Below are 26,567 nucleotides of genomic sequence, written 5' to 3' on the forward strand. Positions count from 1 at the left end.
AATTGCTAATGGCTAATTGTTAATTGTTAATTGTTTTCAGCCATTAGCTATTAACCATTAACCATTAACCAGTCTTCCATTAACCATGTCATCCACAAAACCCCGCGACGTTCAGGTACTCCCCATTGGTACTGATACAACAGTACTACGTTCTCGCAGTTGGACGCGGCTTAGGTTTGAAATCGAGTATGCTCTTGCCAAGGGTACAACTGCTAACTGTTATATAATTCAGGGAGATAAAACTGCCCTGATCGATCCTCCAGGGGAAACGTTTACAGAAATTTATCTGGCAGCATTGCAGCAACGGTTTGATATCAAAGCGATTGATTACGTGATTCTTGGGCACGTCAATCCTAACCGGGCAGCAACTCTCAAGGCTTTGTTAGAAATTGCGCCCCAAATCACTTTTGTTTGTTCTAATCCAGGGGCGATTAATTTGCGTGGCGCACTGGAAAACCCAGATTTACCAATTCTCGTGATGCGGGGAGAGGAAAATCTTGATTTAGGTAAGGGTCATAATTTACAATTTGTTCCGACGCCTAATCCTCGTTATCCAGATCTACTTTGTACCTACGATCCACAAACGGAAATTCTCTACACAGATAAGCTGTTTGGAGCGCATATCTGTGGAGATCAAGTTTTTGATGAAGGTTGGGAAATATTTAGCGAAGACAGACGCTATTATTATGATTGCTTGATGGCTCCCCATGCACGTCAAGTGGAAACGGCGCTAGAAAAGCTTTCGGATCTGGCGGTGAGAATGTATGCTACTGGACATGGACCTTTGGTAAGGTATGGGTTAATTGAACTGACAAAAGCTTACTATCAATGGAGTCAGCAGCAAACTTCTCAAGATACGACAGTGGCGCTGATTTATGCTTCGGCGTATGGAAATACGGCAACTTTAGCAGGAGCGATCGCTCGTGGTATCACTAAAGCAGGTGTTGCGGTAGAATCAATTAACTGTGAGGTAGCAGATCCTGAAGAAATTCGTGCTGCGGTAGAGAAAGCAGCAGGGTTTGTGATAGGTTCTCCTACTTTGGGTGGGCATGCACCCACTCCAGTGCAAACAGCTTTAGGTATTGTTCTTTCTACTGCTGCTAACACCAAACTCGCTGGTGTGTTTGGTTCGTTTGGTTGGAGTGGCGAAGCGGTGGATTTGATTGAAGGGAAGTTGAAGGATGCTGGGTATAAGTTTGGTTTTGATTCGATTCGTGTGAAGTTTAAACCGAACGATGCTACTTTGCAAATGTGTGAAGAAGCGGGAACAGACTTTGCTCAAGCGCTGAAAAAAGCGAAGAAAGTACGTGCGCCTCTACAACCTGCAACTAGTGTAGAACAAGCTGTGGGTAGAGTTGTTGGTTCGCTGTGTGTTGTGACAGCAAAGCAAGACGATATATCTAGTGCGATGTTGGCTTCTTGGGTTTCTCAGGCAAGTTTTAATCCTCCTGGTTTAACTATTGCTGTTGCGAAGGATCGCGCTCTGGAATCGTTGATGCATTCGGAGAATAAGTTTGTTCTCAACATTCTCCAGGAAGGTAATCATTTGGGTTTGATGAAGCACTTCCTCAAACCTTTTGCACCAGGGCAAGATAGATTTACCGAAGTTGCTGCGGAAACAGCCGATAACGGTTCTCCTATACTTAATGATGCTTTAGCTTACCTGGAGTGTACCGTAAAATCACGGATGGAAAGCGGCGACCATTGGTTGGTTTATGCCACGGTGGATAATGGCAAAGTTCTCAATCAGGATGGTGTAACTGCTGTGCATCATCGCAAGTCAGGCAATCATTATTAGTAGAGGTGGAGGGCTTTACGCCCCTACTGGAGAAAATTTAAACGGGGAACAAGGTAAGATAATTATCATCTTTATGAATATCGAACTTTGTTCATCATGGCGCAGCAAAACTAAATTATGTCAGTGATTAAATATACGAGAAAGCAAGCTTATGTTACCACTTCCCAAATAGCGATCGCCTTAGTCTGTCTTTATTCACCTTTGTTAGTAATAAATGCTACTTGGGCAAAGGTGACTGAGACACAAATTAGCTCTCAGGTTCAGCAGTTTAAGAACCCCCAACAGCGTTCTAGTGCGATAGATTATTTGGCAAGTGTGGGTAAACCTGCAGTGCCTGCCTTAATTACAGCTTTGCAGGATAGCGATGCCCAAGTGCGTTCTAGCGCAGCTATAACTCTTGGTAAAATTGGATCGGTGGCAAGTGAGGCTGTACCAGCGTTAATGCGGTTGGCAGATGATAAAGATGCTACAGTAGGTTCGCAGGCATTTCAAGCGATCGCGAAGATAGACAAGAAAGCCTTTGTTCCTCTACTTGTAGAAGGGTTGAATAGTGACAAGTCATGGCAACGCTATAGCGCTGCCCATGCTTTACGCGCTATGGGAAAAAATGCTGCACCTGCTGTACCTGCATTGATTCAAAAGTTAGAGGATGAAGATGTTTGGCTGCGCGTGAATGTTGCCACGGCTTTAGGTAGAATAGGTGTTGCATCTAAACCTGCTGTACCTCGGTTAGTTAACCTTTTGCAAGATAAAGATGTAACTGTTCGTCACAGTGCAGCTTATGCTTTGGGTGAGATTGCTTTGAGTTTGCAAGAGAATATTAGTCAGTTACCGACAAAAGAATTGGATATTCTTGTCACAAATTTGGAAAAAGCAATGAAAGTGGTACAAAACCCTTCACTAAAATTCCGGGAATACGCAATTACTTCTGTTAGCGATCCTCTGGCTATGTTGAAGAAGGAAAGATTGAGCAGATAAAGTTAGTGAGTTGACTTAGTTGGAAAGCATTTTGAAAATTTCACGCTTGACTTGAATGAGAAGCTCACGCACTTGATTTGCTTGCTCTGGGTTACCACTTCGAGCAATGAGTGTGACAGCGGTAGTTAAATCTGTTAATGCATTCCGTAACTCGATAAGTTCAGAGGATTTATCTGTGTTGCCGGGATTGTCTACAGGGTTTTTGTGTTGGTGGCGATCGCTTAATAATTGCCTGCCACTATCTGTTATAGTGTAAACTCGCTTACCTTCGATTTGCTCACTAGTAAGATAGCCTCCTTCTTCTAATAACTGGAGTGTAGGATACACCGAGCCTGGGCTAAGGCGACGAAAACCGCCATCACGAGTTTCTAATTCTTTGATTAGCTCATACCCGTGCCGAGGGCATTCAGATAGTAACCCCAGCAGAATAAATTTGATGTCACCCCGACGTGTACGAGGTTCTTCTCCCCTTCCTCTACCAAATCTTCCTCGCTCAAACCTCTCACTAGGAAAGAATTGATTGTCAAAATTTGCTCCCTCCCATGCTGGTGGATGGGAGTGGTGATGAAATTGCTTAAACATGTTAGCTCCGAATGATTTTAGTTTTCGGACATATCGCGATATATCGTTATTTTTAATATAACGCGATATATCGGAATTGACAACCGACTCCGGAAAATGAGGAAAACAAAGGATATGATTTGAGTGTGCGATCGCTCTTGAGCAAACTCAACCAAAGTACTGGAGCCATCTTTCCTCTGGTGTTAGACTGGTAGTTGAGAGCAAAAAGACCGATGGAAAAAGCAATTGACGAGTTTTACCCAAAGTTGGAAACACCAATCAAATACATTAGCTGCGCGGAGGGGTAGGTGTACAAATTCACATAGCGCAGAAAAGAGCCTCAATGGTATACACAGCAAGATTTTCATCCATTCCAGAGGGAATTCTCATCCGCGCAAATCCAGAAACGCTTGCTATATAAGGATTTCCATCGTTGAGAATTTCTTGACAGCTACCATTCGAGTGGCTATACTAGCGATTAAAGCGCCAGCCGCGCAACCGAACCTTGAAAAGTTAATACAGCAAGCTTTCCAAGCCCCAGCGGTTCCATTCAACATAAATCCCTATTAGGGATTGAAACTGCTAATTGCGACAGTTGGACAAAGACCAGATCTCGTTCCATTCAACATAAATCCCTATTAGGGATTGAAACTAGTGAAGTAGCGCTAGATGAATTAGATAATAACTGTTCCATTCAACATAAATCCCTATTAGGGATTGAAACGAGGCAGAAATATTACTCCATGCTTGCGCTGACGAACGGTAAAGCCACCAGCCACTTATTCATGAGAGTTTTATAATGGTAGCAGCTATCATAGATTGCAATAACTATTATGGCTTGGATATGAATTTAGAGCTAGATGCATTTCGTAAAACAGTTGAGCATATTGCTTTGGTGCAACGATTATTACTATCAGCCCAGATAGAGCTTGCTCGACGCATTACAACTCATGATCAAAGCAAGTTGCATTCTCCCGAATGGGAGATGTATCGAGAAATGACTCATAAACTTGAAAGTGTAACTTATGGCTCTGATGAGTATGAAGCTCTGCGTAGAGAAATGCTAGACAGTGCATTGGGGCATCATTTTGCTCACAATCGTCATCATCCCGAGCATTTTGAAAACGGCATCAACGGGATGAACTTATTTGATATTTTAGAAATGCTAATTGACTGGATGGCAGCCACTAAACATCGTGCCGATAGCGACATTGCCAAAAGTATTGAAATTAATTGCAAGCGATTTGGCATTTCTCCTCAGCTTGAGCAAATCATGAGGAATACATTGCCATGGATAGAAGACGAATTTTTTGCTCTAAAAACTCAGGCTGATATTACGCACAGTCGCTACCCTACGCAAAAAGCAAAGTAGTTCAAATACAAACTTCAGTTCCGTTGCTGATGATCGCTAATATGGAACCAGCGCAAATTCCAATACTGCTGTATTCACCCTATGAACCGCTTCTCCTATCCCATCGCTCAATCAGATCCACCCCTACCACCAGCACAAATTCTCCCGACGATGTATGATCTACCAAGTGAATACCCGGAGGAACCTGGTTTGCCAGATGAATTTCATGACCTTCAACCGCTACTACTGAGTTTGACTCTGCGCTTGTTCAACTATAATCGAGATCAGTTCTTCACAGGTACAGATTTAAATTTGTACTATGATGTAGCGCATACTTTATGGCACAAACGACCTGATTGGTTTCTCGCTGTGGGTGTACCACGGTTATACCCAGGAGGCGATTTGCGGCGTAGTTATGTAACATGGATTGAAGGAAAAAATCCCTTTGTTGTTGTCGAACTTCTCTCACCGGGTACGCAAAAAGAAGATCTTGGTCCTTATGCTGAAGAAGAAGCAGAAGCGGTAGAATCATCTCCACCGAGCAAGAGTGCAGAATCGCCATCCCCAGAAGAAAACCATACGCACTTAACAAAAAGTACTCCGCCCACGAAGTGGGAAGTATATGAGCAAGTGTTAAGAGTTCCATACTACATTGTATTTAGCCGCTACACAAATCGCGTGCGGTTTTTTCAACTCGAAGGAGCGCATTACAATGAAGTGGCGCTCGATAGAGAAAATCCCCGCATCTGGATTCCAGAGTTGGAAATTGGCTTAGGGTTGTGGTTTGGAGAATTATTTGGAATTACCAGACTCTGGCTGCGGTGGTATGATTCTCAAGGTATTTGGATTCCAACTGATGCTGAAGAACAACGAGAAGAGAAAGAACTCGCGCAAAACCAATTGCTACAGATAGTGCGCAATTTACTATCCTCAGGGATGTCAATTGCACAAGTCAGCCAAGTGACTGGATTATCCGAAACTGAGTTGCAAAATTTGCTTTAATCTAGCAGCAATACAGGCTCTCGGCTACACACCATGTTGCTGAAACCATGCCTGAAGCTTTTGCCAGCCATCAAGTGCTTCTTTCTCGCGGTAGGAAGGGCGATAATCGGCAAAAAAGGCATGAGGTGCATCTGGGTAGACGATGATTTCGGATTTGCTACTGCCAGACTTTAGACGCGCACGCATTTGCTCCACCGTATCAAGGGGAATGCCTGTATCCTTGCCGCCGTAGAGTCCGAGAACGGGGACTTTCAGTGTAGAGGCAATATCAATCGGATGTTTGGGTGTCAGTGGCGTGGTATCGCCCACCAGACGTCCATACCACGCTACCCCTGCCTTAACCTTTGGATTATGTGCAGCGTACAGCCAAGTAATGCGCCCACCCCAACAGAAGCCTGTAATTCCTAACTTACCTGCATTACCTTTGGCTGACTTCACGCCCCAATCCACCGTTGTATCAATATCGGATAGCACTTGAGCATCCGGCACTTTAGCTACTACTTGACGAATTTCTTCAATACTGCTTAACTTTGAGACATCGCCCTGACGCACGAACAATTCCGGAGCGATCGCTAAATATCCTAATTTAGCAAAGCGACGGCAGATATCCTGAATGTGTTCGTGTACACCAAATATTTCTTGAATTACCAGAATAATCGGCAAATTGCCACTTTTTGTTGGCATCGCTCTGTAAGCGGGAATTTCCCCATCTTTAACAGGAATTTTCACCGCACCCGCAACCAATCCTTTAGCATCAGTGTTGATGACTTGGGCAGAAATTGGTTCCACTGCTAGGGCAAAACCCGTTGCCAGGGTAGCCGTTGTGATAAATTGGCGGCGCGTTATCTCTTTCATCTTCCAGGTATCAGGGAGATCAAATATTTTTTAGATTATCTAACAATTAGTTTTACACAACTTTATTTACACTGTTATGAAAATTTGAAGCAGAATATGCGATCGCCAGAATTAACATTGATTAAATTTTAACGCCATTGTCCGAGCGGTCAAAACAGATTGTCTTGTGGGTTGAACCATCTAACTGATGTGCGATGTCGCTGTGAAGTTTTACATTGATGCAAGTCCTAGAAACCGTTCACAACTAACAAGTTGTGTCAGAGACATTTGTCAAATCCAATTTTCCATAAACAATAGTAAAGTAGAGCTATAACGCAGGAGTATTTTGCAAACAAATTGCGATCTCGCTATAACCAGCTGGTTTTGCACTAAATCATGCAAACATGAGCAAAGTCATCGCCAACCGCGTTCTACTAATCCTATCAATACCTCTCGGTTTCATAGTTGCGCTTATAACCTTTTTTACCACAGCGCTGCTGACAAGTAGCATTTTCCTACTCGTCATATCCGCAATCCTGGCGATATTACTGATAACAGGTGGGCTTTCCTTACTGATATCTAGGAAAGCTTGTCGTCGGTGGCGTTTATATTGGGGTGTAACTAGCAGCATAACACTGCTGATTTCTGGATTGTTTGCTAACCAGTTGTTCCGCCCCTTCAACCTGCCCTATCGTCCCAAAGTGCAAACTCCGGACATCCGCTTTTGGGTACTCTCTACGGGATCGCGCATAGCCTACACTCATGTGCCAGCAGTGGGTACACCGAAATCAACTCCTGTAATTTTCCTTCATGGTGGTCCTGGTGGCGACAGTACCACTGAACATCGTAAGGTCTTTGGTCGCTTAGCACAAGATGGCTTTGATGTCTATCTCTACGACCAAGTTGGTAGTGGACTCTCACAACGGTTGACAGACGTGCGAAATTATACTGTTAAGCGCCATGTAGCGGATTTAGAAGCGATTCGTCAGCAAATTGGTGCTGAGCGAGTAATTTTAATTGGTCACTCTTGGGGGAGTAAACTGGCAGCGCACTACATTGTAGCGCATCCAGAACGGGTGACACGAGTAGTTTTCTCTTCACCTCTAGCTGTGTGGCAACCTGGACTAAGAGAGTTAGGCGATAGCAATGACGGTTTGAAACCAGAATACGAAGCTCAATTAGAAAAATCTATTCTCCACCTCTATTTCCATCCTCGCTGGATTGTTCTTAACATCTTACTACAGATCAACTCAGAGGCAGCACATAACTTTGCTGGCGATCGCGAAATGGATAGCTGGTTAGATGCTTTAAACGAGTTGACTTTACCCAGTGCTTTTTGTAACCACGCTGTTCCAGTGAATATTCCCATAAACGGCAGCGGCTTCTATGCTTTCTCGGGCAGTTTGCGAGACTCCTCCCGAACTACTGATATCCGCCCAGCTTTAAAGCAAAATCGAACACCTGCCTTGATTTTACGTGGGGAGTGTGATTATCTCTCGTGGCAGAATGCCCACCAGTATCAACGGATTCTGCCTCATGCTACCCTGTTGCATCTGAAAAAAGCTGGTCATGCAGCTTACATTGAGCAACCAAAGCTATATTATACAGCAGTGAGAGCATTTTTGCTTGACCTACCTCTACCTATGTCAAGGAAAGATTTTCGTTAAAATACTGCAATGTATCTAAAGAACAAGCTACTGAGCGCTGATTTGGCTAAGCCAGAAAACGATTGCTGCTACCTTCCAACCAAGTTAGTAGTTTTACTTTAGTAAGGAAGCAGCCCGGTTTTCTTGCGGCTAACTTTCATCGTAGCTTGGACGGTACCAAAGTAGTTAACTACGTACAATGGGCTAGTATTGAAGCAAGTAGAGCAATTCACCACAATCCAGACATCTCTAACGCTTTTGCTAGTTATCAAGAGCTTGGTGTCAGCATGGATCTTCGCTACTACGAAACTGCTTTCACTCACAGACAATCGGCTAAGCAAATGTACTCTCACCTATACGTGATTGATTTCACTATAAATCCCTAGATATCTCCGCTCGCACATCTGGTGGTATCGCTCTCACTCTTGCGATAACTGCTGGGGGTGACTCCCGTGAATTCTCGAAAATATTTGCCCAAATGACTTTGACTGTTAAAACCGCACTGGAGGGCAATCTCTGAGATCGCCAGCTTTGACTTTTTTAACAACTGCTTCGCTCGTTCTACTCGTTGCTGAAGTAAATACTGGTGAGGCGAAATTCCCATCGATTGCTTGAATAGACGGCTAAAGTGAAATTGACTAACCCCCGCTAAATTAGCTAAATCAGCTAACTTAATTTCTTGATCCAGATAGGCGTTGATATACTCTGAAACTTGCAAGATCTTGCGATCGCCTAATCCCCCTTTATACACCGCGACGCGAGGCTGAGTGGTGGAATACTCGCGCAACAGATTTACAGCGAGAACATTCGCCAACGATTCTATATAGAGCCTTCCCACCCAACCACTTCTGTTATGCAATTCTGAGCGGAGGAGTATCAACGGTTGCTCAAGCTGGGGATCGCGAACGCGAAATTCTGTTAAGAGTTCAATGCGATCAGCGTCAAGTTCGATTGCTTCTTGCGCCACTTGTTGAAGGAACTGGTGAGGCAGTTGAATTGCAGCGAGGTAAAATCGCGATCGCACCTGAAGAACAAGGAGCTTGTCTTTGGTATCCTGCGGAAGTAGAAATTTTTAACGAGCAATTTGAACAAATGTTGGTGGAAATTGTTTCGATTTTCTCTCACTTTGCTGGTGAGGAATCGGGTAAACGCTTTGAGCATCTCATCCAAAAAATCAGTAATAACGAACCCAAACAAACCCATTGCGAAGTGTTTTTTATCGGCTTGAAACCGTCGGCACGGGGAAAAGGAATAGGAAAGATTTTGTTACAACCTGTTCTTGATTATGCTGATACAAAACAAGTTGGTTGTTATCTTGTCTCTTCTAATCCCCGTAATATCTCATTTTACGAACGACATGGTTTTCAGAAATTATGCCCAATTGAAATTAGCAATTCCTACTCAATGACAGGGATGTGGCGCGATGAGTGCTAATTAGTAGATGTAAAATATTCCATAGATACCCGACTTCTTCAAGAAGTCGGGTATCTATATCAAATTGCTTGACTGATGAGCAAAAATACTACTTGTATTGCCCCGACAACAAAACCCAAGATACCACCTAAATTAACGATCGCCTGCAATTCATTTTTCACAATTCCTTCAATTGCCCCTTCTAAATCTGCTGGTGAAGTTGACTTGACGCGATCAACAATTACTTGATCGATTGACAAAATCGGAATTGTTTCCGCGACAATTTTCTCTAAATCTTTTTCCAAATACCGCTCCAAAATTAAAGCCAATTCTTGACTCACAACTTCTAAAGAAGCACTAACAACAGGTGAGTGACTCAGGCGTTCAAGTAGCAACAAAGCAATATGATCCCAGTCCACAGATTCACTGAATCCTTGGAGTAAATCGCTACCACGAGTTTGGATATAATGACGGACACTATCCCTCGTCGTCTTGCGTAACTGCCGTACTGTTCCAATAGGTAAATTTTGTAAAGATAAATCTTGCAAAAATCTTTTAATGCGATCGCGCACTTGCAAATCTTGAATCAATTCCCGCAAGCGGGCATTGGTAGCATCTTTTTCATCCAAACAATAAGTCCGCAACCGAGTCAAAGTATTGCGTAAGCCTAACAAATTTGCTACCACCCAATAAGTACCACTGCTTTTTTCCCGAAAGCTTTCATCTATAGTCTGAATCGTGCGATCTGTCAAGAAATCAACGATCGCACTCCGAAGCACATCTGGTGGTATAACTACTTCTAAAAGCCAACCAGCAAGGCGACTGGCTTGTTCTTCAGTCAATTGAAATTCTAGCAATACCTGGTCAAAAACTTGATTGATTTGCGCTTCCAAAAAGTCCTCACGCTGGGCTAACACCTTGAGCAGCCGAGGTAACGATTCGCCTAACAAATCCCGTAAAATTCCTGATAGAATTTTGGCAGTTTTCTGCTCCTTGTCTGATTTAAGTTGGTCGATCGCCAATTGTAATAACCAGAGAATTGTGCCTTGCACTCGTTCTGTTTGCAAGAGTCGCCGCGCTAAATTTTGTAATTCCTCTGGTGTCAGCAGCGACTGCATGATTGTCTTAGAAACATTTTTAGCCAGACGTTCCTGGCTGCGGGGAATCAATCCAGGGGTAAAGGGAACTCTTCGTCCACCGATGTAAATTGCTTGGTAAGGACGAAACAACATTTTGATGGCTATATCGTTAGTGAAATAGCCAATAACTCCACCCACAACGGGGGGTGAGATATAAAGCCAAAGATGAGACCAATCCATTGGATGCGTGGATTTTTGATTTTGGATGACAGTTGACAGTTGACGGTTAACGGTTAACTGTTAACTATTTTCAATCTAAAATCTAAAATCTAAAGTTTATGTACTACTAGCACTCCCATCATACCGTTTGCAATGGGGTAATGTGTAGCAGTCGCAAAACCAACTTGACGAGCTATCTCCACTTGCTCTATACCTGTGGGAAAACGATCTAAGCTGGGACTAATATAGGCGTATTCTTCCTTTACACCCATTTGATGAGCAATGGGAACAACAAGATTGTCTAAATACCATTGCTGAAAGGCGCGAAGTTGTGGATTGCCGGGACGATGGAAGTCTAAAATAGCAGCTTTGGCATCTTTTTTCAGGACGCGGTGTATCTCCTGGAGACTGCGCTGAATATCTTTAACATTTCTTAATCCATAACCCATCGTCGCCGCGTCGAATTTGTTGTCTGTAAACGGTAAATCTAGCACGTCGGCTTCTACCCAAGTTATAGAAGGTTTGGGGTACTGGCTTTCTTGACGAACTCTAGCGATGGCTAACTGCCCTGGCGAAAAATCTACTCCATACACATGTCCTGTTGCTCCCACTCGCCTTGCGGTGCGCAATGACAAATCACCACTACCACAACATAAATCCAGGCAAATATCTCCTGGTTTGGCTTGGCTCCATTTTACCGTCATTTCCTTCCAAATCCGGTGTTGTCCCAAGCTTAACCAATCATTCAACTGATCGTACACAGGAGCAATCCGGTCAAAAATAGCGCGAATTTCGTTAGTCATGATCGAGTCAGGGGTAGAGACGCCCCGTCGGGGCGTCTGTACAGTGGGGCGTTGGTACAAAACTATTTAACTGCTTGATGGTAACAAGTGCAAGTAAGTGCGATCGCCACTTGTTGGGCTGATAAATGAATCAGTTTCAGTTCATCTTCTCGCAGTGTGCAGGGTTGAAACCACTGTAGTGATAATACAGCTAATACTTCTTCCCGATAGATGATGGGGATAATTACGTGTGCTTGAACCTTGTTTTCGGTGTAATGACTAATTCCAGCTAGCTTTGGCTCTAATGGTACATTTACACAGACTTGCATTTGGTGAGTGGCGATCGCCTCCTTTGTCAACGGGTCTTGAGCTAGCCAATTTTTTATTGTACCAGTACTACTGTAAACGCTGTGAGGTTCAACCAAATTATTGTCTTGGACTATTTGTAAAATACAACCATCAGAGGCAAAACTTTCACCAAAAGCCGTAGCAATTGGGTTTAAGGTGGCATCTAGACTGGAGCATTGCTGAGTCACCTGCACCAAAACACTCAGTAGCGCCATTTGGGCATTTGCACGCCGCAATTCTTCTGTACGTTGCTTGAGTAAATCGTAGGTTTCTGCTGCCCGTTGCACTACTGCTTTTAATTCCCCTGGGTCCCAAGGTTTCGTAATATACTTGTATACTTGACCAGCATTAATTGCTTCCACCAAGTCTTCTATATCCGTAAAACCCGTGAGGATAATTCTTACTGTATCTGGAAACTGAGGTACAGTCTTACTGAGAAACTCCGTTCCCTTCATTTCGGGCATCCGCTGATCGGAGATAATTACCGCCACTTCTCCAACTGATGCTAAAACTTGCAACGCTTGCACACCACTATCAGCCTTGAGGACATGAAAGTCACGCCGGAAGGTACGATAAAGCAGATCTAGGTTATCTGGTTCATCGTCTACCACCAAGATTTTTTGTTTTTTAGGTTTCTCTATACTCATTAATTGACTTCGGATTTTATCTAGTTCAGGAATTGAATTTTCCATAAAATCAATCCTTGAAATGTTAACCATTTTGTTATATTCCATACCAAGCTAAATTGAAAATAGCTGTCTGCTAATAGTGTTTGATATCAAGCTTTCAGCCATATAGAAGCTGACTCCATACGGATGTCTCCAAAATGTTTAGTTTTATATCTACGAGTAATTACGTAATATAACTACTATGAAATAGTATTATTTATTAATAACTCAAAATTGTAATCCACGGTAGAGTATTAAACACGAAATTCTAAAATAGTATTTGCCGCTCATAGTTAAACTATAATAGCCTTCGCCCTTAAGGATGGCTCATAAAATTATGACTAACTTACCACCCAATGCTCAAAATCCAGATCATTTGAGTAACGACGCAGCCCAAGAGTTACTGCGCCAACTCAGACAAAAGCAAGGCAACTGGGTGGAATGGGGAAGTGCGATTGCTAAACTACAAAAAGCAGGTTACAATCCCCAGGACATTTTTGAAGCGACTGGATTTGAGCAAATTCAGCAAAATCAAGTAGTTGTGGGCGCACAAGTTTACAATTCTTTAGTTTCAGCAGGAGCATCAGGAGCAGCGCAATCGCACTACGCCCAACGAGGAAGTGATGTTTTATACGAATTGCGCCTGCTAACTCAACAAGAACGCGCCGCCGCCGCCGAATTAACCTTTCAACACAAAATTGACGCCGATGAGGCGCGGGAAATTGCTAGAGCAATTAAAGATTTCTCCTATTTAGGTACACAGCCACCAGGATTCGAGAATCATCCCGGTGATGCGATCGCCTATCAATGTTGGAAATTAGCGCGGCAAAATACAGATTTACAACAGCGATCACGCTTAATCGCCAAAGGCTTGAAATTTGCTCACTCGCAAACAGCAAGGCAACAAATCGAACAGCTACTAACAGATTTTAGCGTCGTACCCAAACGCCCTGCCCCGACTTTACCCTTTTACCGTCTAGAATCAGAGGCAGAATTGCCCCGCGTTGTACCAGTAGTGGGGGAGTTGCCATTAACACCAAAAGATTTACAAGCAATTCCTTTAATCGAAGAAATCGGCTCGTTTCGGATGGTTAAATTTGCGGGGGAACAAGCTTGGGTGCCGTTACCAGGTTGGCAAACATTATTGAGCGCAGAAGATCCAGTGGCGATAATGTGTAATAGCGATCGCTTGCCCACCCAAACACCAACCACCCCAGAACCAGTGCTAGTAGTTGTCGATCGCGCCCAAAGACAATGGGATGCAGGCAGCTACTTCGTAGTAGACAACTCCAGTGAACTAGATTTTCAGTGGTTTGAAACCGCACCGCAAGTCCCCATCTTAGGAAGAATAATCGTAATTGTGCGTCCCAAGAAAATCCTCGATGAAGAACTCACCAAAGACTCCTGGCAAATAGACGAGTAGAGACGCCCCGGTAGAGCGTCTAGCGCTCGTGCCTTCAAGTGGGCTTGCCTACTGTAATACCAATTCTTCTTATAGTTGCTACACGTTTTTACCCCCCAACCCCCCTGAAAAGGGGGGCAAAAAGGGATCTTGTGTAGCTAGCTTTTAGAGAAATGGTATAATTTCATTCTCTAGCTGTTGTTTTACAAAAACTTATCAAGCGTGATCGGCAATTCTCTGATGCGCTTGCCAGTCGCGTTAAAAACCGCGTTGGCGATCGCTGCCGCCACCCCCGTGATACCGATTTCGCCAATCCCGTGCAAGCCCAAGGGAGCGTGTTCGTCGGGAATGTCGTTGTAAATAATTTCGATATGCGGCACATCCAGATTAACAGGAACATGATATTCAGCGAGTGAAGCATTCATAATTCGCCCCTTTCGCTCGTCAAATAATGTTTCTTCGGTTAGCGCCATGCCGATGCCCATAATAATTCCACCGCGAAACTGACTGGTTGCCGTCTTCGGATTGAGAATTTTTCCGCAGTCAAATGAACCGAGCCAGCGCGAAACGCGGACTTCGCCGGATTTTTCGTTGACGCGGACTTCGCAGAACTGTGCGCCGTATGAACCCATTGAATATTCTTGCATCTCCGAAGGCTCGCTTGATGTCGCTTCTGCTTCGACATAATCCTGACCGACGCGCTGCAAAATCGACGTGTAAGTTTCACCTTTCGATGAATCTTTCTTACTGAAAATGCCGCCGTCGCGTGCCTCAATATCTTCATATTTTAGACCAGCAAGGGGCGAATTATCTCCGACGAGCGCAAGCAGTTCGCGCAAAACCTTTTCGATAGTTGCCGCGATCGCCGCAACATTACTGGCGGTTTGATTCGAGCCGCCAGCAAACGATGCTGGCGGCAAATTTGAATCGCCGTATTCAAACGAAACTTGATGAATCGGCAACCCTAACCTCTGTGCCGCGTGTTGAATCTGCACCGTCGCCGTTCCCATGCCCATCTCATGCGTCGAGGTTTGAACGACTGCAGTGCCGTCGGCAGAAATTCGCACACGAGCGGTAGAAACGAAACGGTAATACGGATAATAAGCCGTCGCCACGCCCTGCCCGACAAGCCATTTACCATCTTTTTGTGATCGCGGCGTTTGATGTTTCCAGCCGAATTTTTCCGCCCCGCGTCGGTAGGCTTCGGTCAAATTCCGCATCGAAAATGCTACATCTCTCACCGGATCTTTGGCTGGTTCGTTGATACGTCGGAGTTCAATCGGATCAATTTTCAGCTCGTAAGCCAGTTCGTCAATTGCCGATTCCACTGCAAATGTGCCAATTGATTCGCCGGGAGCACGCATAAAAGTGTTCGCCACGGTGTCAAGATTGACGATCTTTTGCCCGATGTAAAAATTTTCCGCAGCGTAAAGATGTCGTACTGGAAAGGTGAACTGTTCGGTGAAATTGTTGTGCGTCGTTGTGGCGGTGATGCCGGTGTGAATGAGCGCAGTAAATTTTCCGTCACTTTCCGCGCCGAGCGCCACGCGCTGTTCAGACGGTGTGCGCCCGCCGACAAGGCGAAAAACACCTTCGCGTGAGATGGATAGCTTCAGTGGACGGTTGACAACTTTCGCCGCCATCGCGCAAAGTGCTGTATTCCACCACATCGTACCTTTGCCGCCGAATCCGCCCCCGACAAACGGCGCGATGACTCGCACGGCTTCGGGCTGAATGCCGAACATTTCGGCAAGCGTATAGCTCACGTTGTAAGTAGCTTGCGTACTGTCGAAAACGGTTAAACTTTTATCATCGTGCCAGACGGCGATCGTCGCGTGCGGCTCGATTGCGTTGTGGTTATAGCGCGGCGTGCGATAAATATTGTCAACCTTAAATTTCGCTGCATTAATCGCGGTTTCCGCGTCGCCGATTTTGATTTCGGTCGGCTCACCAAGAATATTCGCGGGCGGTTTGGCAATCTTTTTCAAAGCATCAAAAGAAACGGACGCTGCTGCCGTTTCATATTCGACTTCAACGAGTTTAGCGGCAGCTTCCGCCTGATCCTGCGTTTGGGCAACGATGACGGCGACTGGCTGACCGTTCCAATGTACATCTGCTTGCTGTAATATTGGCAGAGCGCTCGCCGCCGCGCCTTTGCCGCCACCTGGATTGAACAGCAACGGGTCATTTATTTTCGGCGCGTTTTCGTGCGTCATAATTACCAAAACGCCATGAGCTTTTTCGGCGCTCGACACGTCGATTTTCTTGATTTTTCCCTTTGTAACCGAACTATAAGCGATCGCAGCATAAGCCAGATTCTCAACTTTATACTCCGCCGAGAAAGGAGCTTCGCCTTTGACTTTCAATTGCCCGTCAACACGGCTCAAAGGTTTTCCGACGTAACCATGCTTATTTTGAGTCAGCGGATCGGGGGCTTGGTCAGGTTTATACTGCATGAAGGTTTCCATAATTTTCTGCGTGATGCTCATCGGTTTGTTCCTCCTTGTTCTGCCAGTTCCTTCAGCACGCTGACAATTATCCGTTTCGCCAATTCGATTTTGAAATTGTTGTGAGCGAATCCCCTTGCATTTTCTAATTCTGCTTCCGCCCCGCGCCGGAAATTCTCTTCGGTTGCAGACGTGCCTTGCAAAAGTCCTTCTGCCGCCAACGCCCGCCAAGGTTTATGCGCCACGCCTCCGAGCGCGATGCGCACGTTTTTGATTTCGTTATTTTCAATTTCCAAAGCCGCCGCCACACTAACCAATGCAAAAGCGTAACTCGCTCGATCGCGTACTTTTTGATAAAGCGAATTTTTCGCAAAATCATTGCGCGGAATTTCGACAGCCGTAATCAATTCGCCGTCTCGCAAATCGGTTTCAATATGCGGCGTGTTTTCGGGAAGACGGTGGAAATCATTGAAAGCAATTTCGCGTTTGCCGTTTGTGCCTTCGACCAAAACTCGCGCATCAAGTGCAGCTAGCGCGACGCACATATCCGACGGATGGGTGGCAATGCAGGCATCGGATGTTCCTAAAATCGCGTGAATCCGATTAAAACCTTTGATCGCATCACAGCCCGCACCGTTTTCGCGTTTGTTGCACTGCGCCGTGTCGTCATAAAAATAATAACAGCGCGTTCGCTGCAAAAGATTGCCGCCGACAGTCGCCATATTTCTGATTTGTCCCGACGCACCAAAGAGGATTGCCTGAGAGAGAAAAGGAAATTTTTCGCGGATCAATTCGTGATTAGCGAGCGCGGTGTTTTTCACCGCCGCGCCAATTCTGATTGCGCCATCGGCAGTTTCTTCGATGGTATTTGACAGATGCGTAACATCAACCAGCGCGTCCAGTTGCTCAATGTTTTCGCGCATCAAATCAACTAGATTCGTTCCGCCGCCCAAAAATTTTGCGCCCGCGTTCTGTCCGATTAAATTTAGTGCTGCGTCCACGCTTTCAGCTTTTTGATAAACAAAATTTTTCATCGTGCCGCCTCATCAAATGCTGTGTGAATTGCTTCTGTAATACCTACATACGCCCCGCAGCGACATAAATTTCCGCTCATCCGTTCTCTTATTTCTTCGTCGCAAAAGTCATATTCGCCGTTCATATCGAGTGAAACCGCACTCGGCAGATTGTTCTGAAATTCTTTGAACATTCCGATTGCTGAACAAATCTGTCCAGGCGTGCAGTAGCCGCACTGAAACCCGTCGTGTTCGACGAACGCAGCTTGCAGCGGATGAAGTTCGCCGTCATTCGCCAAGCCTTCAATCGTCGTGATCTCCGTACCTTCATACTGAACGGCGAGTGCCAAACACGAATTGATGCGATCGCCGTCAACCAGAACTGTGCAGGCACCGCACGCACCTTGATTGCACCCTTTCTTTGTTCCCGTTAGTCCGGCAAACTCCCGCAAAGCGTCGAGCAAAGAAACACGCGGCTCTATTTCTAAATTATAAGCTGCGCCGTTAATCTTTAAATGGACCGCTATTTTGATTGGCGACGAGTTTGTTTTGCCTGCAGCATTTCTGTCAGCTAGTTGTTCAATCATAAATATTCCCTTTCAGTATTGTTGACAGATTAAGCGGCGACAGCGCCGTAGTTTCTCCGGTCATTATACTGCGGATGATTTTTAATCAAGTCTGCCCACAGAGCTAGTTTGGGAATAAAATTGCACTCGCTTAACTGCTCTGTTTTATTCGCCGCTCACACGCAACACGATTTTGCCTAGATAATGCTTTTTCATCGCTGACTGCGCTTGCGCGGCTTCTTCAAGCGGAAACGTCTGCGCGATGCGAACTTGAAACTCACCGATGCTCACCAATCGGTTGAGTCGCTCGAACAACATCGGGTCAGCAAAGCCATCTACCTTCTTGAGTTCCACACCGTCGGGCGCTTTGGGTTCGGGCATAACGCCATTAGGAAAGGTGATGATTCCGCCCTGTCGCACCAAACTCAGCGTGGATTGAATCTCATCGCCGCCCACCAGTACCAGCGCAGCATCGAAGCCGTCAGGTGCAAAGGCGCGGGCGCGTTGTACAACGTCGTCGCTGCGTCCGTCTACCGCTTCATCAGCACCCAACTGCTTAGCCAACTCTACGCCATCTGTGCCCGATGCGATGGCGAAAACACTTGCGCCCATGCGCCTAGCTAGTTGAAGCGCGACGTGACCGACACCGCCGCTCGCGCCCCACAGCATCAATTTGGTCTGGTCGCCCGTCTCTAGCGCCTCCAAATTGCGTAGCGCCGTCGCACCGGCAATGGGCAGTCCACCCGCCATCAACATATCAAGACCATCGGGCATTGGTGCAACAGTCTTTTCGGATACGACGACGTATTGGGCATAGCTACCGCCCTTGTCGTTCATAAAGCTCTGTGCGTAAACGTGATCGCCGACGGCAAAACGCTCAACACCGTCACCGACAGCAGCAATGGTACCCGCACATTCGCCGCCCAGCACACGCGGAAAGTGGACTTTGTTATACACCAGATCACCTTCACGCTCCATCGCGTCCCAGATGCCAACTCCAGCGATCTCGATGCGAATCAAAACTTCGCCTGCGTCCACCGTAGGTACGGGTAAGGTGTGCAAAGTCAACTTGTCAGGGCCGCCGAACTCACCCACAGCCATTGCTTTCATTTGTTGGGGAGTATTTTGCATTTCTTAGGTTCTCCTGTAATTACTTCAGCCCCTTGAAGGGCAAAAATTGTTTCGTTTCAACCTTTCGTTGTAGCGATCGCGTCCAAGTCGGCAATCGTTTGCGGTGGAAGTTGCAAATTTGCGGCTTTGAGATTCTCGTGCAGATGCTCAACCGATGAGGTTCCCGGAATCAGCAAGATGTTGTCCGAGCGCTGCAACAGCCACGCCAGCGCAACTTGCATCTTGGTGGCTCCGACCGAAGCGGCTACCGTGTCCAGCGTCGAGGACTGAAGCGGGTTGAAGCCGCCGAGCGGAAAGAACGGCACGTAGGCGATGCCCTTTCCCGCCAGATCATCGACTAGCGCGTCGTCGTCGCGGTGGGCGAGGTTGTACTGGTTCTGTACACAGACCACTGGTGCGATCGCACGCGCTTCCTCGACCTGCGCCGCCGTCACATTGCTAAGTCCCAGGTGCCGGATCAGCCCCTGCTGCTGCATCTTGGCGAGCGCGGTGAATTGCTCTGCAATCGACCCCTCGTTCGGTTCCTCCCCCCATCGGCGCAGGTTGACGACATCGAGCACGTCAACCCCCAGGTTGCTCAGGTTGTCGTGTACCGCTTGGCGAAGCTCGGTCGGACTCTGCGCTGGATTCCACGATGCGTCCGCGCCGCGCACCGCGCCCACTTTGGTGACGATCACCAGATCTTCAGGATACGGGTGCAGTGCTTGTCGAATGATCTGATTGGTAACATGCGGACCGTAGAAGTCACTGGTGTCGATGTGATTGATGCCGAGTGCGATCGCTTCGCGCAGAACGGCAACGGCAGCATCCACGTTGCGCGGCGGTCCCCAAACACCCGATCCAGCAAGTTGCATCGCACCATAGCCCATCCGCTTCAGAGTAAAAGAAGTGCCTGGGAGCGTGAAACTACCGCCAAGGTTTACTTGAGCAATCATGTTTTTGTTCCTCCTAGATGTTTATCGGTTTGTGAAGATCTCAATGACTTGCAGTGGTAATGCCCACCTTCAACTGCTCCATGTTCCAGCGATCTGTATAGCGAACTCCATTAATAAACAATTGGCGCTTAACCGCTCTGCCCGAGCGGTCGAACAACGATCTCATTGACATCCACATCTTTTGGCTGCTCGATCGCAAAAGCAATTGCACGAGCGATCGCATCTGCCGAGATAACGGATTTGCGAAATTCTGCCGTCCACTGGGCCGCTTCAGCATCGCTGATTGTGTTAGACAGTTCAGATTCGGTATTTCCCGGCGAGATAATCGTCACCCGAATATCCGGAGATTCCTGCCGCAGTCCCTCCGAGATTGCCCAGACAGCATACTTTGTTGCACAATAAACCGCAGCAGTAGGATAGACAGCATGTCCTCCAATTGAGGATAGATTCACAAATTGCCCGGATTGCTGCTGCTTGAAAGTGGGAAGGGCAGCAGCGATGCCGTGAAGCACACCACGAATATTCACATCAATCATGCGGTTCCAATCGTCAATCTTCAACACCTCCAGCTTGGAGAGCGGCATCAAGCCTGCATTATTTACCATCACATCAATGCGACCAAACTTATCCTTTGCAAACCCCACAAAAGCTTGCACGTCTTCAAGGTTAGTTACGTCAAGGGCGCGGTATTCTGCTGAACCCCCTTGAGCGCGGATTTCAGAGACGATCGCTTCGAGTCTATCAGTCCGCCTTGCCCCCAACACAACCTGTAAACCCTTGTGAGCGAGTAACCTAGCGGTGGCTTCACCAATGCCACTGCTAGCTCCAGTGATGGCAATGACTTTTTTTTCAAAGTTGAACATATTGACCAATTAATGATTGAGCGCTTTCATTTGCTGTTCAGCATAGCGAGAGCCGACAGCGACTCCTTTGGGAGCAACCGCTTCAATTCGGCTCAACTCTTCAGAAGTCAGTACGATCTCAGTTGCGGCAATGTTTTCTTCCAGGTAGCTCCGCCGCTTCGTACCCGGAATCGGCACAATGTCATTGCCTTGAGCTAATAACCATGCCAAGGCAAGTTGGCTTGGTGTCACGCCTTTTTCTTTCGCGATCGCTTTCACCTGTTCTACCAGTTCCAGATTCTTGTAGAAATTCTCGCCTTGAAATCGCGGTGAATTTCTGCGATAATCATCTTCAGCGAAGTCTTCTGGGCTGGTAAAATGTCCAGAGAGAAATCCCCGACCGAGCGGGCTGTAAGCCACGTAGCCAATACCTAACTCGCGCACGGTTGGCAAAAGCTCATCTTCTGGATCGCGGCTCCACAGGGAGTATTCTGTTTGTAGAGCAGTAATCGGGTGAACTGCATGCGCCCGTCGGATCGTGGTGGGAGCTGCTTCGGACATACCCAGATAGCGGACTTTGCCTTGCTGCACCAGTTCTGCCATCGCCCCGATGGTTTCTTCGATTGGCACTGTTGGATCAACACGATGCTGATAGTAAAGGTCAATTACATCAACTCCCAAGCGTTGCAATGACGCATCACACGCTTGATGGACGTATTCTGGTTTGCCGCTCACGCCCAAAAACTGACCATCGTTGCCACGGACATTACCGAATTTTGTGGCTAGTACAACTTGATCTCGACGATCGCGGATTGCTCTGCCCACCAATTGTTCATTCGTGAAGGGACCGTACATATCAGCAGTATCCAGCAGCGTCACACCAAGTTCTAAAGCACGGTGAATTGTGGCGATCGATTCTTGGTCATCACGCCCCGCATAGAACTCAGACATGCCCATGCAGCCTAGTCCTAGTTCTGAAACTACCAGTTCTTTGCCAAGTTGACGTGTTTTCATTCAAATTCTCCTGATTTAACTTTCAATTTTCAGTCTTATTTGGTGGCATGGGTTTATCGTAAGCTTGATTAACTTTTGCTTAAATACATAAACCTCGCAGATGATTGCCTAATTCTCTCAAGCAAGGTGTTGGTAAGGGAGAAATCTTTCTTATAATGAGCGTAGGAGAAGGGTTAAAAAGGAACTCAGCATGACGATGGAGACACTCTCGCACGAGGCAGCAATTGGCAAATGTGAAGAACTGGCGGCATTGGTCGAGCAGTATACTGATAGCAAGGGAAACGGTGTTCATGGAACTGCGATCGCTCCGTTAGTCTTCGTGCGAGAATGTAATACTTCCATAGCAACGCATGATGTCAGCGAACCGCTGCTCGTCATTGTGGTACAGGGTAAAAAAGAAGTGTTGCTAAATGAAGAAATTTATCGGTACGGCATCGCTCAGTATCTAGTTGTATCGGTGGATTTGCCGCTGAAGGGATGTGTGATCGACGCAACCCCCGATCAACCTTATCTAGGATTTAAGCTCAAGCTAGATCCTGCCCAACTCTGTGAAATCATTGCGCAAACGAACCCAGGCATCAGTCAGAAAGAATCAGTGAGGGGCTGTTTCATCAGCGATGCCAAGCCATCGTTGATTGATTGCGCCATCCGGCTGACAAAGCTTTTAGAGACACCGCAGGATATCCCGTTTCTAGCACCGATGATCGTGCGTGAAATCTATTACCGTCTGCTGGTGGGTGAGCAAGGCGAAGCGGTTCGTCAGATTGCCACTTCTGGCAGCAATATGCAGCGCATCGCTGAAGCAATTAAACAGATCAAAGCAGATTTTACGAAGCCGTTGCGGATTGAAGATTTGGCAGAGCAAGCGAATATGTCTGCTTCATCGTTCCACCGCCACTTCAAGGCAGTCACCTCGATGAGTCCGCTGCAATATCAAAAACAATTGAGACTGTTGAGCGCGCGTCAAATAATGCTTGCTGAGAATGTTGATGCAACTCAGGCGGCTTATCAGGTTGGGTATGAGAGTACTTCGCAGTTCAGCCGCGAATATTCCCGCATGTTTGGTGCGCCGCCCATCAGGGATATTGAACGGTTACGGGTAGCCTGAAGATCGCCGCAGAAAACCACGAAACATGGTAACGCTGATGCGATAATGTTGCTCTAGATCTATTGTGCTAGCCAAAAAATGCGATCGCTACGTAATACGTAATATTAATAATGCGCTATCATTAGGGTATTGTCTGTCCATTCTAAGTTAAATCTTCATGCAGTTTGAGTGGGACGAAGCGAAAAACCTCAAAAACATTCGTAAACATCGAATTGACTTCGCAGACGTTCCTGAAATGTTCAACAATCCAATGTTGATCGAACTGGATGATCGGTTTGATTATGGTGAAGACCGTTTGGTTGGTATCGGGTTTCTCGGTAATGGCGTGGCGGTAGTCGTTTGGACAGAACGGGCAGAAAACGTGATTCGGATTATCTCGGCACGACGGGCAAATCGCTATGAACAGCAACGACTCGAAGAATACCTCTCGTACTGATTGGGCAGCATTGGAGGCAATGACAGATGACGACATTGATTACTCCGACATTCCACCCTTGACGGATGAGTTTTTCCAGAATGCAACGCTCAGAGTTCCAGCCACGCAAGCTCAAAACATGATTCAGCTTGATTCAGATGTAATGGCGTGGTTTCGCTCGCAAGGCAGAGATTACAAAGAGTTGATTCACTCGGTGCTGCGTTACCACATTGAGACAAATTCTCAAATCTAAAATCTCCACATCAATAAATTTGATAGGGAACGCCTATGCGAGAATGTTGCTGTGAGTATATTTTACAAGTGGTTTGCCTATAAATAGTTAACTCTTAACAGGGAACAGAAAAAAATTGTGTAATTAATTCTGTCTTATTACTTAAAAATAGCGAATACATAATGTCAGCTCTTTTGTGTTACAGTGCATAGTAACTATAAGGATTTTTTTCAAATGGCATTGTAACCTAAAACTTTTAGAACCTCTTATGATATCATCAAGGCTTTAAAAGATAAGGCAAAAGAGTTATACCAATTCTCTCTATCGAGGCAACAAATCTGATCCCCCCAACCCCCCTTAAGAAGGGGGGGCGTGAGAGAGTCTTGTGTAGCCAGATTTTGGAGAAACGGTATTAAATATATCTAAATGAGATATATTTAAACATTCTAAAAAATAGAATTGAGAAATTAATCAAACTTAACAATATTAAAGAGGCTTAATTATGAAAACAGAACACGAACGCGAACAATTAATCAAAGCTATCAATGTACTACTACACAGCGCTTATGACAGTACTCTAGATGAGATTTATGCATTATTAAAGCGGATAGAAACGGAAGAGGACGAAAACGATTTAAGAGCCTATAATGCTGCTAAAAGTGATGTAGAAAATAATAGTCTTATCTCATGGGAAGACATTAAAAAGGAAATTGCTCTTGTTTCAATCCCACAATTGCCTTTTACCTTAACCATCAGCAATCTTGTTGAAACATATTTACAGCAACGGCAGCAGCAAGCACAAGAAGTTCGCAAAATGAACTTTGAGTTCGGTAACAGTGTAAGTCATTGTTTTAGTCCTTATATATAGTGTTTGCGGTTTGAGGTTTGCAGTTGGTGTGGTTGCTTGGCGGTGTTTTCTTGCGCTTCACTGCGGTTCGTCTTGCGCTCACATTTCTAATATAAGCTTTACTACTCGATTATGCTAGTACTCGAATATCAATGTACTTAATGGAAGATGTATAATTAGATAAATAACGCTGATACTCGTATAGTCGAGTAGTATGTTAGTATTTAATATGTCAACGTATTAGATATGAGTAAAATAATGTTTTGCAAATTAAAACAATATATGGACGCGCAAGGATTAAACATAGCTCAACTATCTAGAGAGATAGGTGTTACTGAAAATGCTATACGCGGATACGTTAAAAATTCATTTAGCCGTATTGACTGTCAAGTAGCTATTAAAATATGTGATTACTTTCAAGTAAATGTCGGTGAAATGTTTGTAATTAAGGAAAATGTGTAACTATGACTAACGCAAACAACGGTAACAACAGTCAAGAAAATTAGCGCAATAATAAGGAGGTAAATGAATCTAGTGCCAACAACAGAACAATTAAAAACTTTCTTTCGTATATGTGTACAAGCTAGTAATCTACTGAGAAATATTGAGTTGACAAGATACGAGACACGCTCACAACGAATCGTTGTTTTAGTAGGTTCAGAAATTCAAGTCGAAATTTTGAGTAACGGAGAGGAGATAATTCAATGAGTGACACTAACTATCAACAATTAACAGAAGTTGAACTGAGAAATTATGTTAAACAACATCCTGAAGATGAGGACGCATTTCAACACTACCTTAATATTATGCGAGCAAAACCGGGTAGGGTTGTTGTTAGCACGGCAGAACAATCGTTAGCAGAATTTCAAAAGAGAATACAAGCACATGAGTATAAAAATCAAGCGTGATGAACGTTAAGTGTTTACTGTTTCACAATAACTATGATACAAAACAGACGGTGTAGAGACGCGCTGTTTGAAGTGTCTCTACAGGATTGATCTGTATTGTGATTAACGTGAAATGGGATTAAAGATGATTGTGAAAAAGTTCCAAAACCTGTTGCCATGCATCGAGTGTAGCTTCTTGATTAAAACTTGGATGCTGTACTAAAAAGGGGTATTTATCAATGAATAATCCACCAAAAAATCCATGTCCTGTGTCATATCGAAATACACGATGCTTGATTTGATGTTTCTGTAATTCTGCTTCGATTTTTTGGTTTTCTGACTGAGAAACTAATGCATCTTGCGTACCGAAAAAAGTATAGATAGTGCCTTTGATTTCCTTGGTTCGATTCAGTGTTGGTATTTCTTCTCCATAACTAGAAGTTGTAATTCCACCACCGTAGAACGAAGCTGTGGCTTTGATATCGGGTAAAGTTGCAGCCATATAAGCAACATGACCACCAAAACAAAAGCCAATGCAGCCAATAGAATCAGTTTTGACATTAGGTAAAGTTTTGAGATAGGAAATGGTAGCTTGAATATCGCTAAATATTTCCCAATATTTGACTTGTTGATAGTACTGTAGTCCCAATTGATAGGCTTCTGGACTGTAGCCTATATCTGGTTCACTAAATCCAAATTCAAAACCGGGAGCAATGCGTTGATACATCGCAGGTGCAATGGCGATATATCCTTGTTTAGCGATTAATTCGCTAATATCTCGAATATTTTCATTCACACCAAAGATTTCGTGGAAAACGATAACTGCACCAAAGTTTTTCTCTTGTAATGGTTGCGCTAGGTAAGCATCAATTTGTAAATCTTGACTAGGTATTTTGACTCTTGTCGTATTAATTTCAATATTTGTCATTTGTCTTTTCCTAGATTTTATCCCTGCTATTTTTCAACGCTGCTCGTATTTTAGAAAATTTGCATTTTCAGACTCTAGAAAAAAATTGCGCTTTATTATTAAATTATTGCGATTAATACCA

29 protein-coding genes are annotated in these 26,567 nt (G+C 45.2%); 15 read left to right on the forward strand and 14 right to left on the reverse strand.

Annotated features, from left to right (window positions below):
* Positions 1 to 85: 85 nt before the first annotated feature.
* Together ICL16_RS12440 and ICL16_RS12445 are read left to right on the forward strand one after the other, a co-directional pair.
* Positions 86 to 1,798 (forward strand): diflavin flavoprotein, encoded by a 1,713-nt coding sequence (locus ICL16_RS12440; protein WP_190827945.1) that lies wholly within the window; start codon positions 86 to 88, stop codon positions 1,796 to 1,798.
* A gap of 117 nt (positions 1,799 to 1,915) precedes the next feature.
* Complete coding sequence (locus ICL16_RS12445; RefSeq protein ID WP_190827947.1) at positions 1,916 to 2,776, forward strand: HEAT repeat domain-containing protein; 861 nt, start codon at positions 1,916 to 1,918, stop codon at positions 2,774 to 2,776.
* A gap of 15 nt (positions 2,777 to 2,791) precedes the next feature.
* Here the strand turns inward: ICL16_RS12445 and ICL16_RS12450 are convergent, their stop codons facing one another.
* On the reverse strand, positions 2,792 to 3,358 hold the full coding sequence (locus tag ICL16_RS12450; RefSeq protein WP_190827949.1) for a PadR family transcriptional regulator: 567 nt from the start codon (positions 3,356 to 3,358) through the stop codon (positions 2,792 to 2,794).
* A gap of 778 nt (positions 3,359 to 4,136) precedes the next feature.
* On the opposite strand from ICL16_RS12450, the gene ICL16_RS12455 reads away from it, so the two are divergent.
* Positions 4,137 to 4,709, forward strand: coding sequence for a DUF5662 family protein (locus ICL16_RS12455; RefSeq protein ID WP_190827951.1), 573 nt, complete (start codon positions 4,137 to 4,139; stop codon positions 4,707 to 4,709).
* Positions 4,710 to 4,790: 81 nt separating this feature from the next.
* The gene (locus ICL16_RS12460; protein ID WP_190827953.1) at positions 4,791 to 5,690 is read left to right on the forward strand and encodes a Uma2 family endonuclease; all 900 of its coding nucleotides are present in this window, start codon (positions 4,791 to 4,793) and stop codon (positions 5,688 to 5,690) included.
* A 24-nt stretch (positions 5,691 to 5,714) separates the two neighbouring features.
* Here the strand turns inward: ICL16_RS12460 and ICL16_RS12465 are convergent, their stop codons facing one another.
* On the reverse strand, positions 5,715 to 6,545 hold the full coding sequence (locus tag ICL16_RS12465) for a dienelactone hydrolase family protein (protein WP_190827955.1): 831 nt from the start codon (positions 6,543 to 6,545) through the stop codon (positions 5,715 to 5,717).
* Between the two features lie 383 nt (positions 6,546 to 6,928).
* Between ICL16_RS12465 and ICL16_RS12470 the strand changes: the two genes are divergently transcribed.
* Positions 6,929 to 8,191 (forward strand): alpha/beta fold hydrolase, encoded by a 1,263-nt coding sequence (locus ICL16_RS12470; RefSeq protein ID WP_190827957.1) that lies wholly within the window; start codon positions 6,929 to 6,931, stop codon positions 8,189 to 8,191.
* 62 nt (positions 8,192 to 8,253) lie between these two features.
* The gene (locus ICL16_RS12475) at positions 8,254 to 8,556 is read left to right on the forward strand and encodes an antibiotic biosynthesis monooxygenase family protein (protein ID WP_190827959.1); all 303 of its coding nucleotides are present in this window, start codon (positions 8,254 to 8,256) and stop codon (positions 8,554 to 8,556) included.
* Here the strand turns inward: ICL16_RS12475 and ICL16_RS47210 are convergent.
* Positions 8,553 to 9,137 carry a helix-turn-helix domain-containing protein gene (locus ICL16_RS47210; RefSeq protein ID WP_337906990.1) on the reverse strand — a complete coding sequence of 195 codons (585 nt, stop codon included), beginning with the start codon at positions 9,135 to 9,137 and terminating at the stop codon, positions 8,553 to 8,555. The genes ICL16_RS12475 and ICL16_RS47210 overlap by 4 nt on opposite strands.
* Between ICL16_RS47210 and ICL16_RS12485 the strand changes: the two genes are divergently transcribed.
* The gene (locus ICL16_RS12485; protein WP_238360743.1) at positions 9,122 to 9,604 is read left to right on the forward strand and encodes a GNAT family N-acetyltransferase; all 483 of its coding nucleotides are present in this window, start codon (positions 9,122 to 9,124) and stop codon (positions 9,602 to 9,604) included. The genes ICL16_RS47210 and ICL16_RS12485 overlap by 16 nt on opposite strands.
* 59 nt (positions 9,605 to 9,663) lie before the next feature.
* On the opposite strand, the gene ICL16_RS12490 is transcribed toward ICL16_RS12485, so the two are convergent.
* The 3 genes from ICL16_RS12490 to ICL16_RS12500 all read right to left on the reverse strand — a co-directional run bounded on the left by ICL16_RS12490 (position 9,664) and on the right by ICL16_RS12500 (position 12,703).
* Positions 9,664 to 10,902 (reverse strand): DUF445 domain-containing protein, encoded by a 1,239-nt coding sequence (locus tag ICL16_RS12490; protein ID WP_190827963.1) that lies wholly within the window; start codon positions 10,900 to 10,902, stop codon positions 9,664 to 9,666.
* Between the two features lie 89 nt (positions 10,903 to 10,991).
* The gene (gene ubiE / locus ICL16_RS12495; RefSeq protein ID WP_190827965.1) at positions 10,992 to 11,684 is read right to left on the reverse strand and encodes a bifunctional demethylmenaquinone methyltransferase/2-methoxy-6-polyprenyl-1,4-benzoquinol methylase UbiE; all 693 of its coding nucleotides are present in this window, start codon (positions 11,682 to 11,684) and stop codon (positions 10,992 to 10,994) included.
* Between the two features lie 62 nt (positions 11,685 to 11,746).
* Positions 11,747 to 12,703 carry a response regulator gene (locus ICL16_RS12500; protein WP_190827967.1) on the reverse strand — a complete coding sequence of 319 codons (957 nt, stop codon included), beginning with the start codon at positions 12,701 to 12,703 and terminating at the stop codon, positions 11,747 to 11,749.
* Positions 12,704 to 13,016: 313 nt separating this feature from the next.
* Here ICL16_RS12500 and ICL16_RS12505 point away from each other — a divergent pair, with 313 nt between their 5' ends.
* Positions 13,017 to 14,102: a RuBisCO accumulation factor 1 gene (locus tag ICL16_RS12505; protein WP_190827970.1), complete on the forward strand. Its 1,086-nt coding sequence runs from the start codon at positions 13,017 to 13,019 to the stop codon at positions 14,100 to 14,102.
* Between the two features lie 182 nt (positions 14,103 to 14,284).
* On the opposite strand, the gene ICL16_RS12510 is transcribed toward ICL16_RS12505, so the two are convergent.
* From ICL16_RS12510 to ICL16_RS12540, 7 genes are all read right to left on the reverse strand, one after another.
* Positions 14,285 to 16,570 (reverse strand): xanthine dehydrogenase family protein molybdopterin-binding subunit, encoded by a 2,286-nt coding sequence (locus ICL16_RS12510; RefSeq protein ID WP_190827971.1) that lies wholly within the window; start codon positions 16,568 to 16,570, stop codon positions 14,285 to 14,287.
* A complete protein-coding gene (locus ICL16_RS12515) occupies positions 16,567 to 17,562 on the reverse strand; it encodes an FAD binding domain-containing protein (RefSeq protein WP_190827972.1) in 996 nt (331 codons plus the stop codon). Before ICL16_RS12515 ends, ICL16_RS12510 begins: the two co-directional genes overlap by 4 nt.
* Positions 17,559 to 18,128, reverse strand: coding sequence for a (2Fe-2S)-binding protein (locus ICL16_RS12520; protein WP_190827973.1), 570 nt, complete (start codon positions 18,126 to 18,128; stop codon positions 17,559 to 17,561). Before ICL16_RS12520 ends, ICL16_RS12515 begins: the two co-directional genes overlap by 4 nt.
* A 144-nt stretch (positions 18,129 to 18,272) precedes the next feature.
* Positions 18,273 to 19,238, reverse strand: coding sequence for a quinone oxidoreductase family protein (locus tag ICL16_RS12525; RefSeq protein ID WP_202895512.1), 966 nt, complete (start codon positions 19,236 to 19,238; stop codon positions 18,273 to 18,275).
* Positions 19,239 to 19,294: 56 nt separating this feature from the next.
* Positions 19,295 to 20,173 (reverse strand): aldo/keto reductase family oxidoreductase, encoded by an 879-nt coding sequence (locus ICL16_RS12530; protein ID WP_190827976.1) that lies wholly within the window; start codon positions 20,171 to 20,173, stop codon positions 19,295 to 19,297.
* Between the two features lie 128 nt (positions 20,174 to 20,301).
* On the reverse strand, positions 20,302 to 21,036 hold the full coding sequence (locus ICL16_RS12535) for an SDR family oxidoreductase (protein ID WP_190827977.1): 735 nt from the start codon (positions 21,034 to 21,036) through the stop codon (positions 20,302 to 20,304).
* Positions 21,037 to 21,045: 9 nt separating this feature from the next.
* Positions 21,046 to 22,029 carry an aldo/keto reductase gene (locus ICL16_RS12540; RefSeq protein ID WP_190827978.1) on the reverse strand — a complete coding sequence of 328 codons (984 nt, stop codon included), beginning with the start codon at positions 22,027 to 22,029 and terminating at the stop codon, positions 21,046 to 21,048.
* A 190-nt stretch (positions 22,030 to 22,219) separates the two neighbouring features.
* On the opposite strand from ICL16_RS12540, the gene ICL16_RS12545 reads away from it, so the two are divergent.
* The 7 genes from ICL16_RS12545 to ICL16_RS12575 all read left to right on the forward strand — a co-directional run bounded on the left by ICL16_RS12545 (position 22,220) and on the right by ICL16_RS12575 (position 25,539).
* Entirely contained in the window at positions 22,220 to 23,137 is a 918-nt protein-coding gene (locus tag ICL16_RS12545) for an AraC family transcriptional regulator (RefSeq protein ID WP_190827979.1), read from the forward strand.
* 157 nt (positions 23,138 to 23,294) lie between these two features.
* On the forward strand, positions 23,295 to 23,573 hold the full coding sequence (locus tag ICL16_RS12550) for a BrnT family toxin (RefSeq protein ID WP_190827980.1): 279 nt from the start codon (positions 23,295 to 23,297) through the stop codon (positions 23,571 to 23,573).
* Positions 23,536 to 23,805 (forward strand): BrnA antitoxin family protein, encoded by a 270-nt coding sequence (locus tag ICL16_RS12555; protein WP_190827981.1) that lies wholly within the window; start codon positions 23,536 to 23,538, stop codon positions 23,803 to 23,805. The genes ICL16_RS12550 and ICL16_RS12555 overlap by 38 nt, the downstream gene beginning before the upstream one ends.
* 481 nt (positions 23,806 to 24,286) lie before the next feature.
* Positions 24,287 to 24,652 (forward strand): hypothetical protein, encoded by a 366-nt coding sequence (locus ICL16_RS47215; protein ID WP_337906991.1) that lies wholly within the window; start codon positions 24,287 to 24,289, stop codon positions 24,650 to 24,652.
* Positions 24,653 to 24,877: 225 nt separating this feature from the next.
* Positions 24,878 to 25,093, forward strand: coding sequence for a helix-turn-helix domain-containing protein (locus tag ICL16_RS12565; protein WP_190827983.1), 216 nt, complete (start codon positions 24,878 to 24,880; stop codon positions 25,091 to 25,093).
* A gap of 63 nt (positions 25,094 to 25,156) precedes the next feature.
* A complete protein-coding gene (locus ICL16_RS12570) occupies positions 25,157 to 25,339 on the forward strand; it encodes a DUF6888 family protein (protein WP_190828070.1) in 183 nt (60 codons plus the stop codon).
* Positions 25,336 to 25,539 carry a DUF6887 family protein gene (locus ICL16_RS12575; protein WP_190827985.1) on the forward strand — a complete coding sequence of 68 codons (204 nt, stop codon included), beginning with the start codon at positions 25,336 to 25,338 and terminating at the stop codon, positions 25,537 to 25,539. The genes ICL16_RS12570 and ICL16_RS12575 overlap by 4 nt, the downstream gene beginning before the upstream one ends.
* A 118-nt stretch (positions 25,540 to 25,657) precedes the next feature.
* Here ICL16_RS12575 and ICL16_RS12580 read toward each other — a convergent pair whose 3' ends face one another.
* Positions 25,658 to 26,446 carry a dienelactone hydrolase family protein gene (locus ICL16_RS12580; RefSeq protein WP_190827987.1) on the reverse strand — a complete coding sequence of 263 codons (789 nt, stop codon included), beginning with the start codon at positions 26,444 to 26,446 and terminating at the stop codon, positions 25,658 to 25,660.
* Between the last annotated feature and the right edge of the window lie 121 nt (positions 26,447 to 26,567).

The sequence above is a fragment of the Iningainema tapete BLCC-T55 genome, from assembly GCF_014698965.1.
GTDB lineage: Bacteria > Cyanobacteriota > Cyanobacteriia > Cyanobacteriales > Nostocaceae > Iningainema > Iningainema tapete.

What these genes read in the sequence shown, in the direction of transcription:
- ubiE (WP_190827965.1), bottom strand. Translation starts at nt 11,684, where the DNA reads ATGACTAACGAAATTCGCGCTATTTTTGACCGGATTGCTCCTGTGTAC.
- ICL16_RS12580 (WP_190827987.1), bottom strand. Translation starts at nt 26,446, where the DNA reads ATGACAAATATTGAAATTAATACGACAAGAGTCAAAATACCTAGTCAA.
- ICL16_RS12460 (WP_190827953.1), top strand. Translation starts at nt 4,791, where the DNA reads ATGAACCGCTTCTCCTATCCCATCGCTCAATCAGATCCACCCCTACCA.
- ICL16_RS47215 (WP_337906991.1), top strand. Translation starts at nt 24,287, where the DNA reads ATGAAAACAGAACACGAACGCGAACAATTAATCAAAGCTATCAATGTA.
- ICL16_RS12510 (WP_190827971.1), bottom strand. Translation starts at nt 16,570, where the DNA reads ATGAGCATCACGCAGAAAATTATGGAAACCTTCATGCAGTATAAACCT.
- ICL16_RS12520 (WP_190827973.1), bottom strand. Translation starts at nt 18,128, where the DNA reads ATGATTGAACAACTAGCTGACAGAAATGCTGCAGGCAAAACAAACTCG.
- ICL16_RS12440 (WP_190827945.1), top strand. Translation starts at nt 86, where the DNA reads ATGTCATCCACAAAACCCCGCGACGTTCAGGTACTCCCCATTGGTACT.
- ICL16_RS12465 (WP_190827955.1), bottom strand. Translation starts at nt 6,545, where the DNA reads ATGAAAGAGATAACGCGCCGCCAATTTATCACAACGGCTACCCTGGCA.
- ICL16_RS12515 (WP_190827972.1), bottom strand. Translation starts at nt 17,562, where the DNA reads ATGAAAAATTTTGTTTATCAAAAAGCTGAAAGCGTGGACGCAGCACTA.
- ICL16_RS12575 (WP_190827985.1), top strand. Translation starts at nt 25,336, where the DNA reads ATGAGTGACACTAACTATCAACAATTAACAGAAGTTGAACTGAGAAAT.
- ICL16_RS12540 (WP_190827978.1), bottom strand. Translation starts at nt 22,029, where the DNA reads ATGAAAACACGTCAACTTGGCAAAGAACTGGTAGTTTCAGAACTAGGA.
- ICL16_RS12550 (WP_190827980.1), top strand. Translation starts at nt 23,295, where the DNA reads ATGCAGTTTGAGTGGGACGAAGCGAAAAACCTCAAAAACATTCGTAAA.
- ICL16_RS12445 (WP_190827947.1), top strand. Translation starts at nt 1,916, where the DNA reads ATGTCAGTGATTAAATATACGAGAAAGCAAGCTTATGTTACCACTTCC.
- ICL16_RS12500 (WP_190827967.1), bottom strand. Translation starts at nt 12,703, where the DNA reads ATGGAAAATTCAATTCCTGAACTAGATAAAATCCGAAGTCAATTAATG.
- ICL16_RS12565 (WP_190827983.1), top strand. Translation starts at nt 24,878, where the DNA reads ATGAGTAAAATAATGTTTTGCAAATTAAAACAATATATGGACGCGCAA.
- ICL16_RS12535 (WP_190827977.1), bottom strand. Translation starts at nt 21,036, where the DNA reads ATGTTCAACTTTGAAAAAAAAGTCATTGCCATCACTGGAGCTAGCAGT.
- ICL16_RS12555 (WP_190827981.1), top strand. Translation starts at nt 23,536, where the DNA reads ATGAACAGCAACGACTCGAAGAATACCTCTCGTACTGATTGGGCAGCA.
- ICL16_RS12470 (WP_190827957.1), top strand. Translation starts at nt 6,929, where the DNA reads ATGAGCAAAGTCATCGCCAACCGCGTTCTACTAATCCTATCAATACCT.
- ICL16_RS12490 (WP_190827963.1), bottom strand. Translation starts at nt 10,902, where the DNA reads ATGGATTGGTCTCATCTTTGGCTTTATATCTCACCCCCCGTTGTGGGT.
- ICL16_RS12545 (WP_190827979.1), top strand. Translation starts at nt 22,220, where the DNA reads ATGACGATGGAGACACTCTCGCACGAGGCAGCAATTGGCAAATGTGAA.
- ICL16_RS12570 (WP_190828070.1), top strand. Translation starts at nt 25,157, where the DNA reads ATGAATCTAGTGCCAACAACAGAACAATTAAAAACTTTCTTTCGTATA.
- ICL16_RS12530 (WP_190827976.1), bottom strand. Translation starts at nt 20,173, where the DNA reads ATGATTGCTCAAGTAAACCTTGGCGGTAGTTTCACGCTCCCAGGCACT.
- ICL16_RS12450 (WP_190827949.1), bottom strand. Translation starts at nt 3,358, where the DNA reads ATGTTTAAGCAATTTCATCACCACTCCCATCCACCAGCATGGGAGGGA.
- ICL16_RS12505 (WP_190827970.1), top strand. Translation starts at nt 13,017, where the DNA reads ATGACTAACTTACCACCCAATGCTCAAAATCCAGATCATTTGAGTAAC.
- ICL16_RS12455 (WP_190827951.1), top strand. Translation starts at nt 4,137, where the DNA reads ATGGTAGCAGCTATCATAGATTGCAATAACTATTATGGCTTGGATATG.
- ICL16_RS12525 (WP_202895512.1), bottom strand. Translation starts at nt 19,238, where the DNA reads ATGCAAAATACTCCCCAACAAATGAAAGCAATGGCTGTGGGTGAGTTC.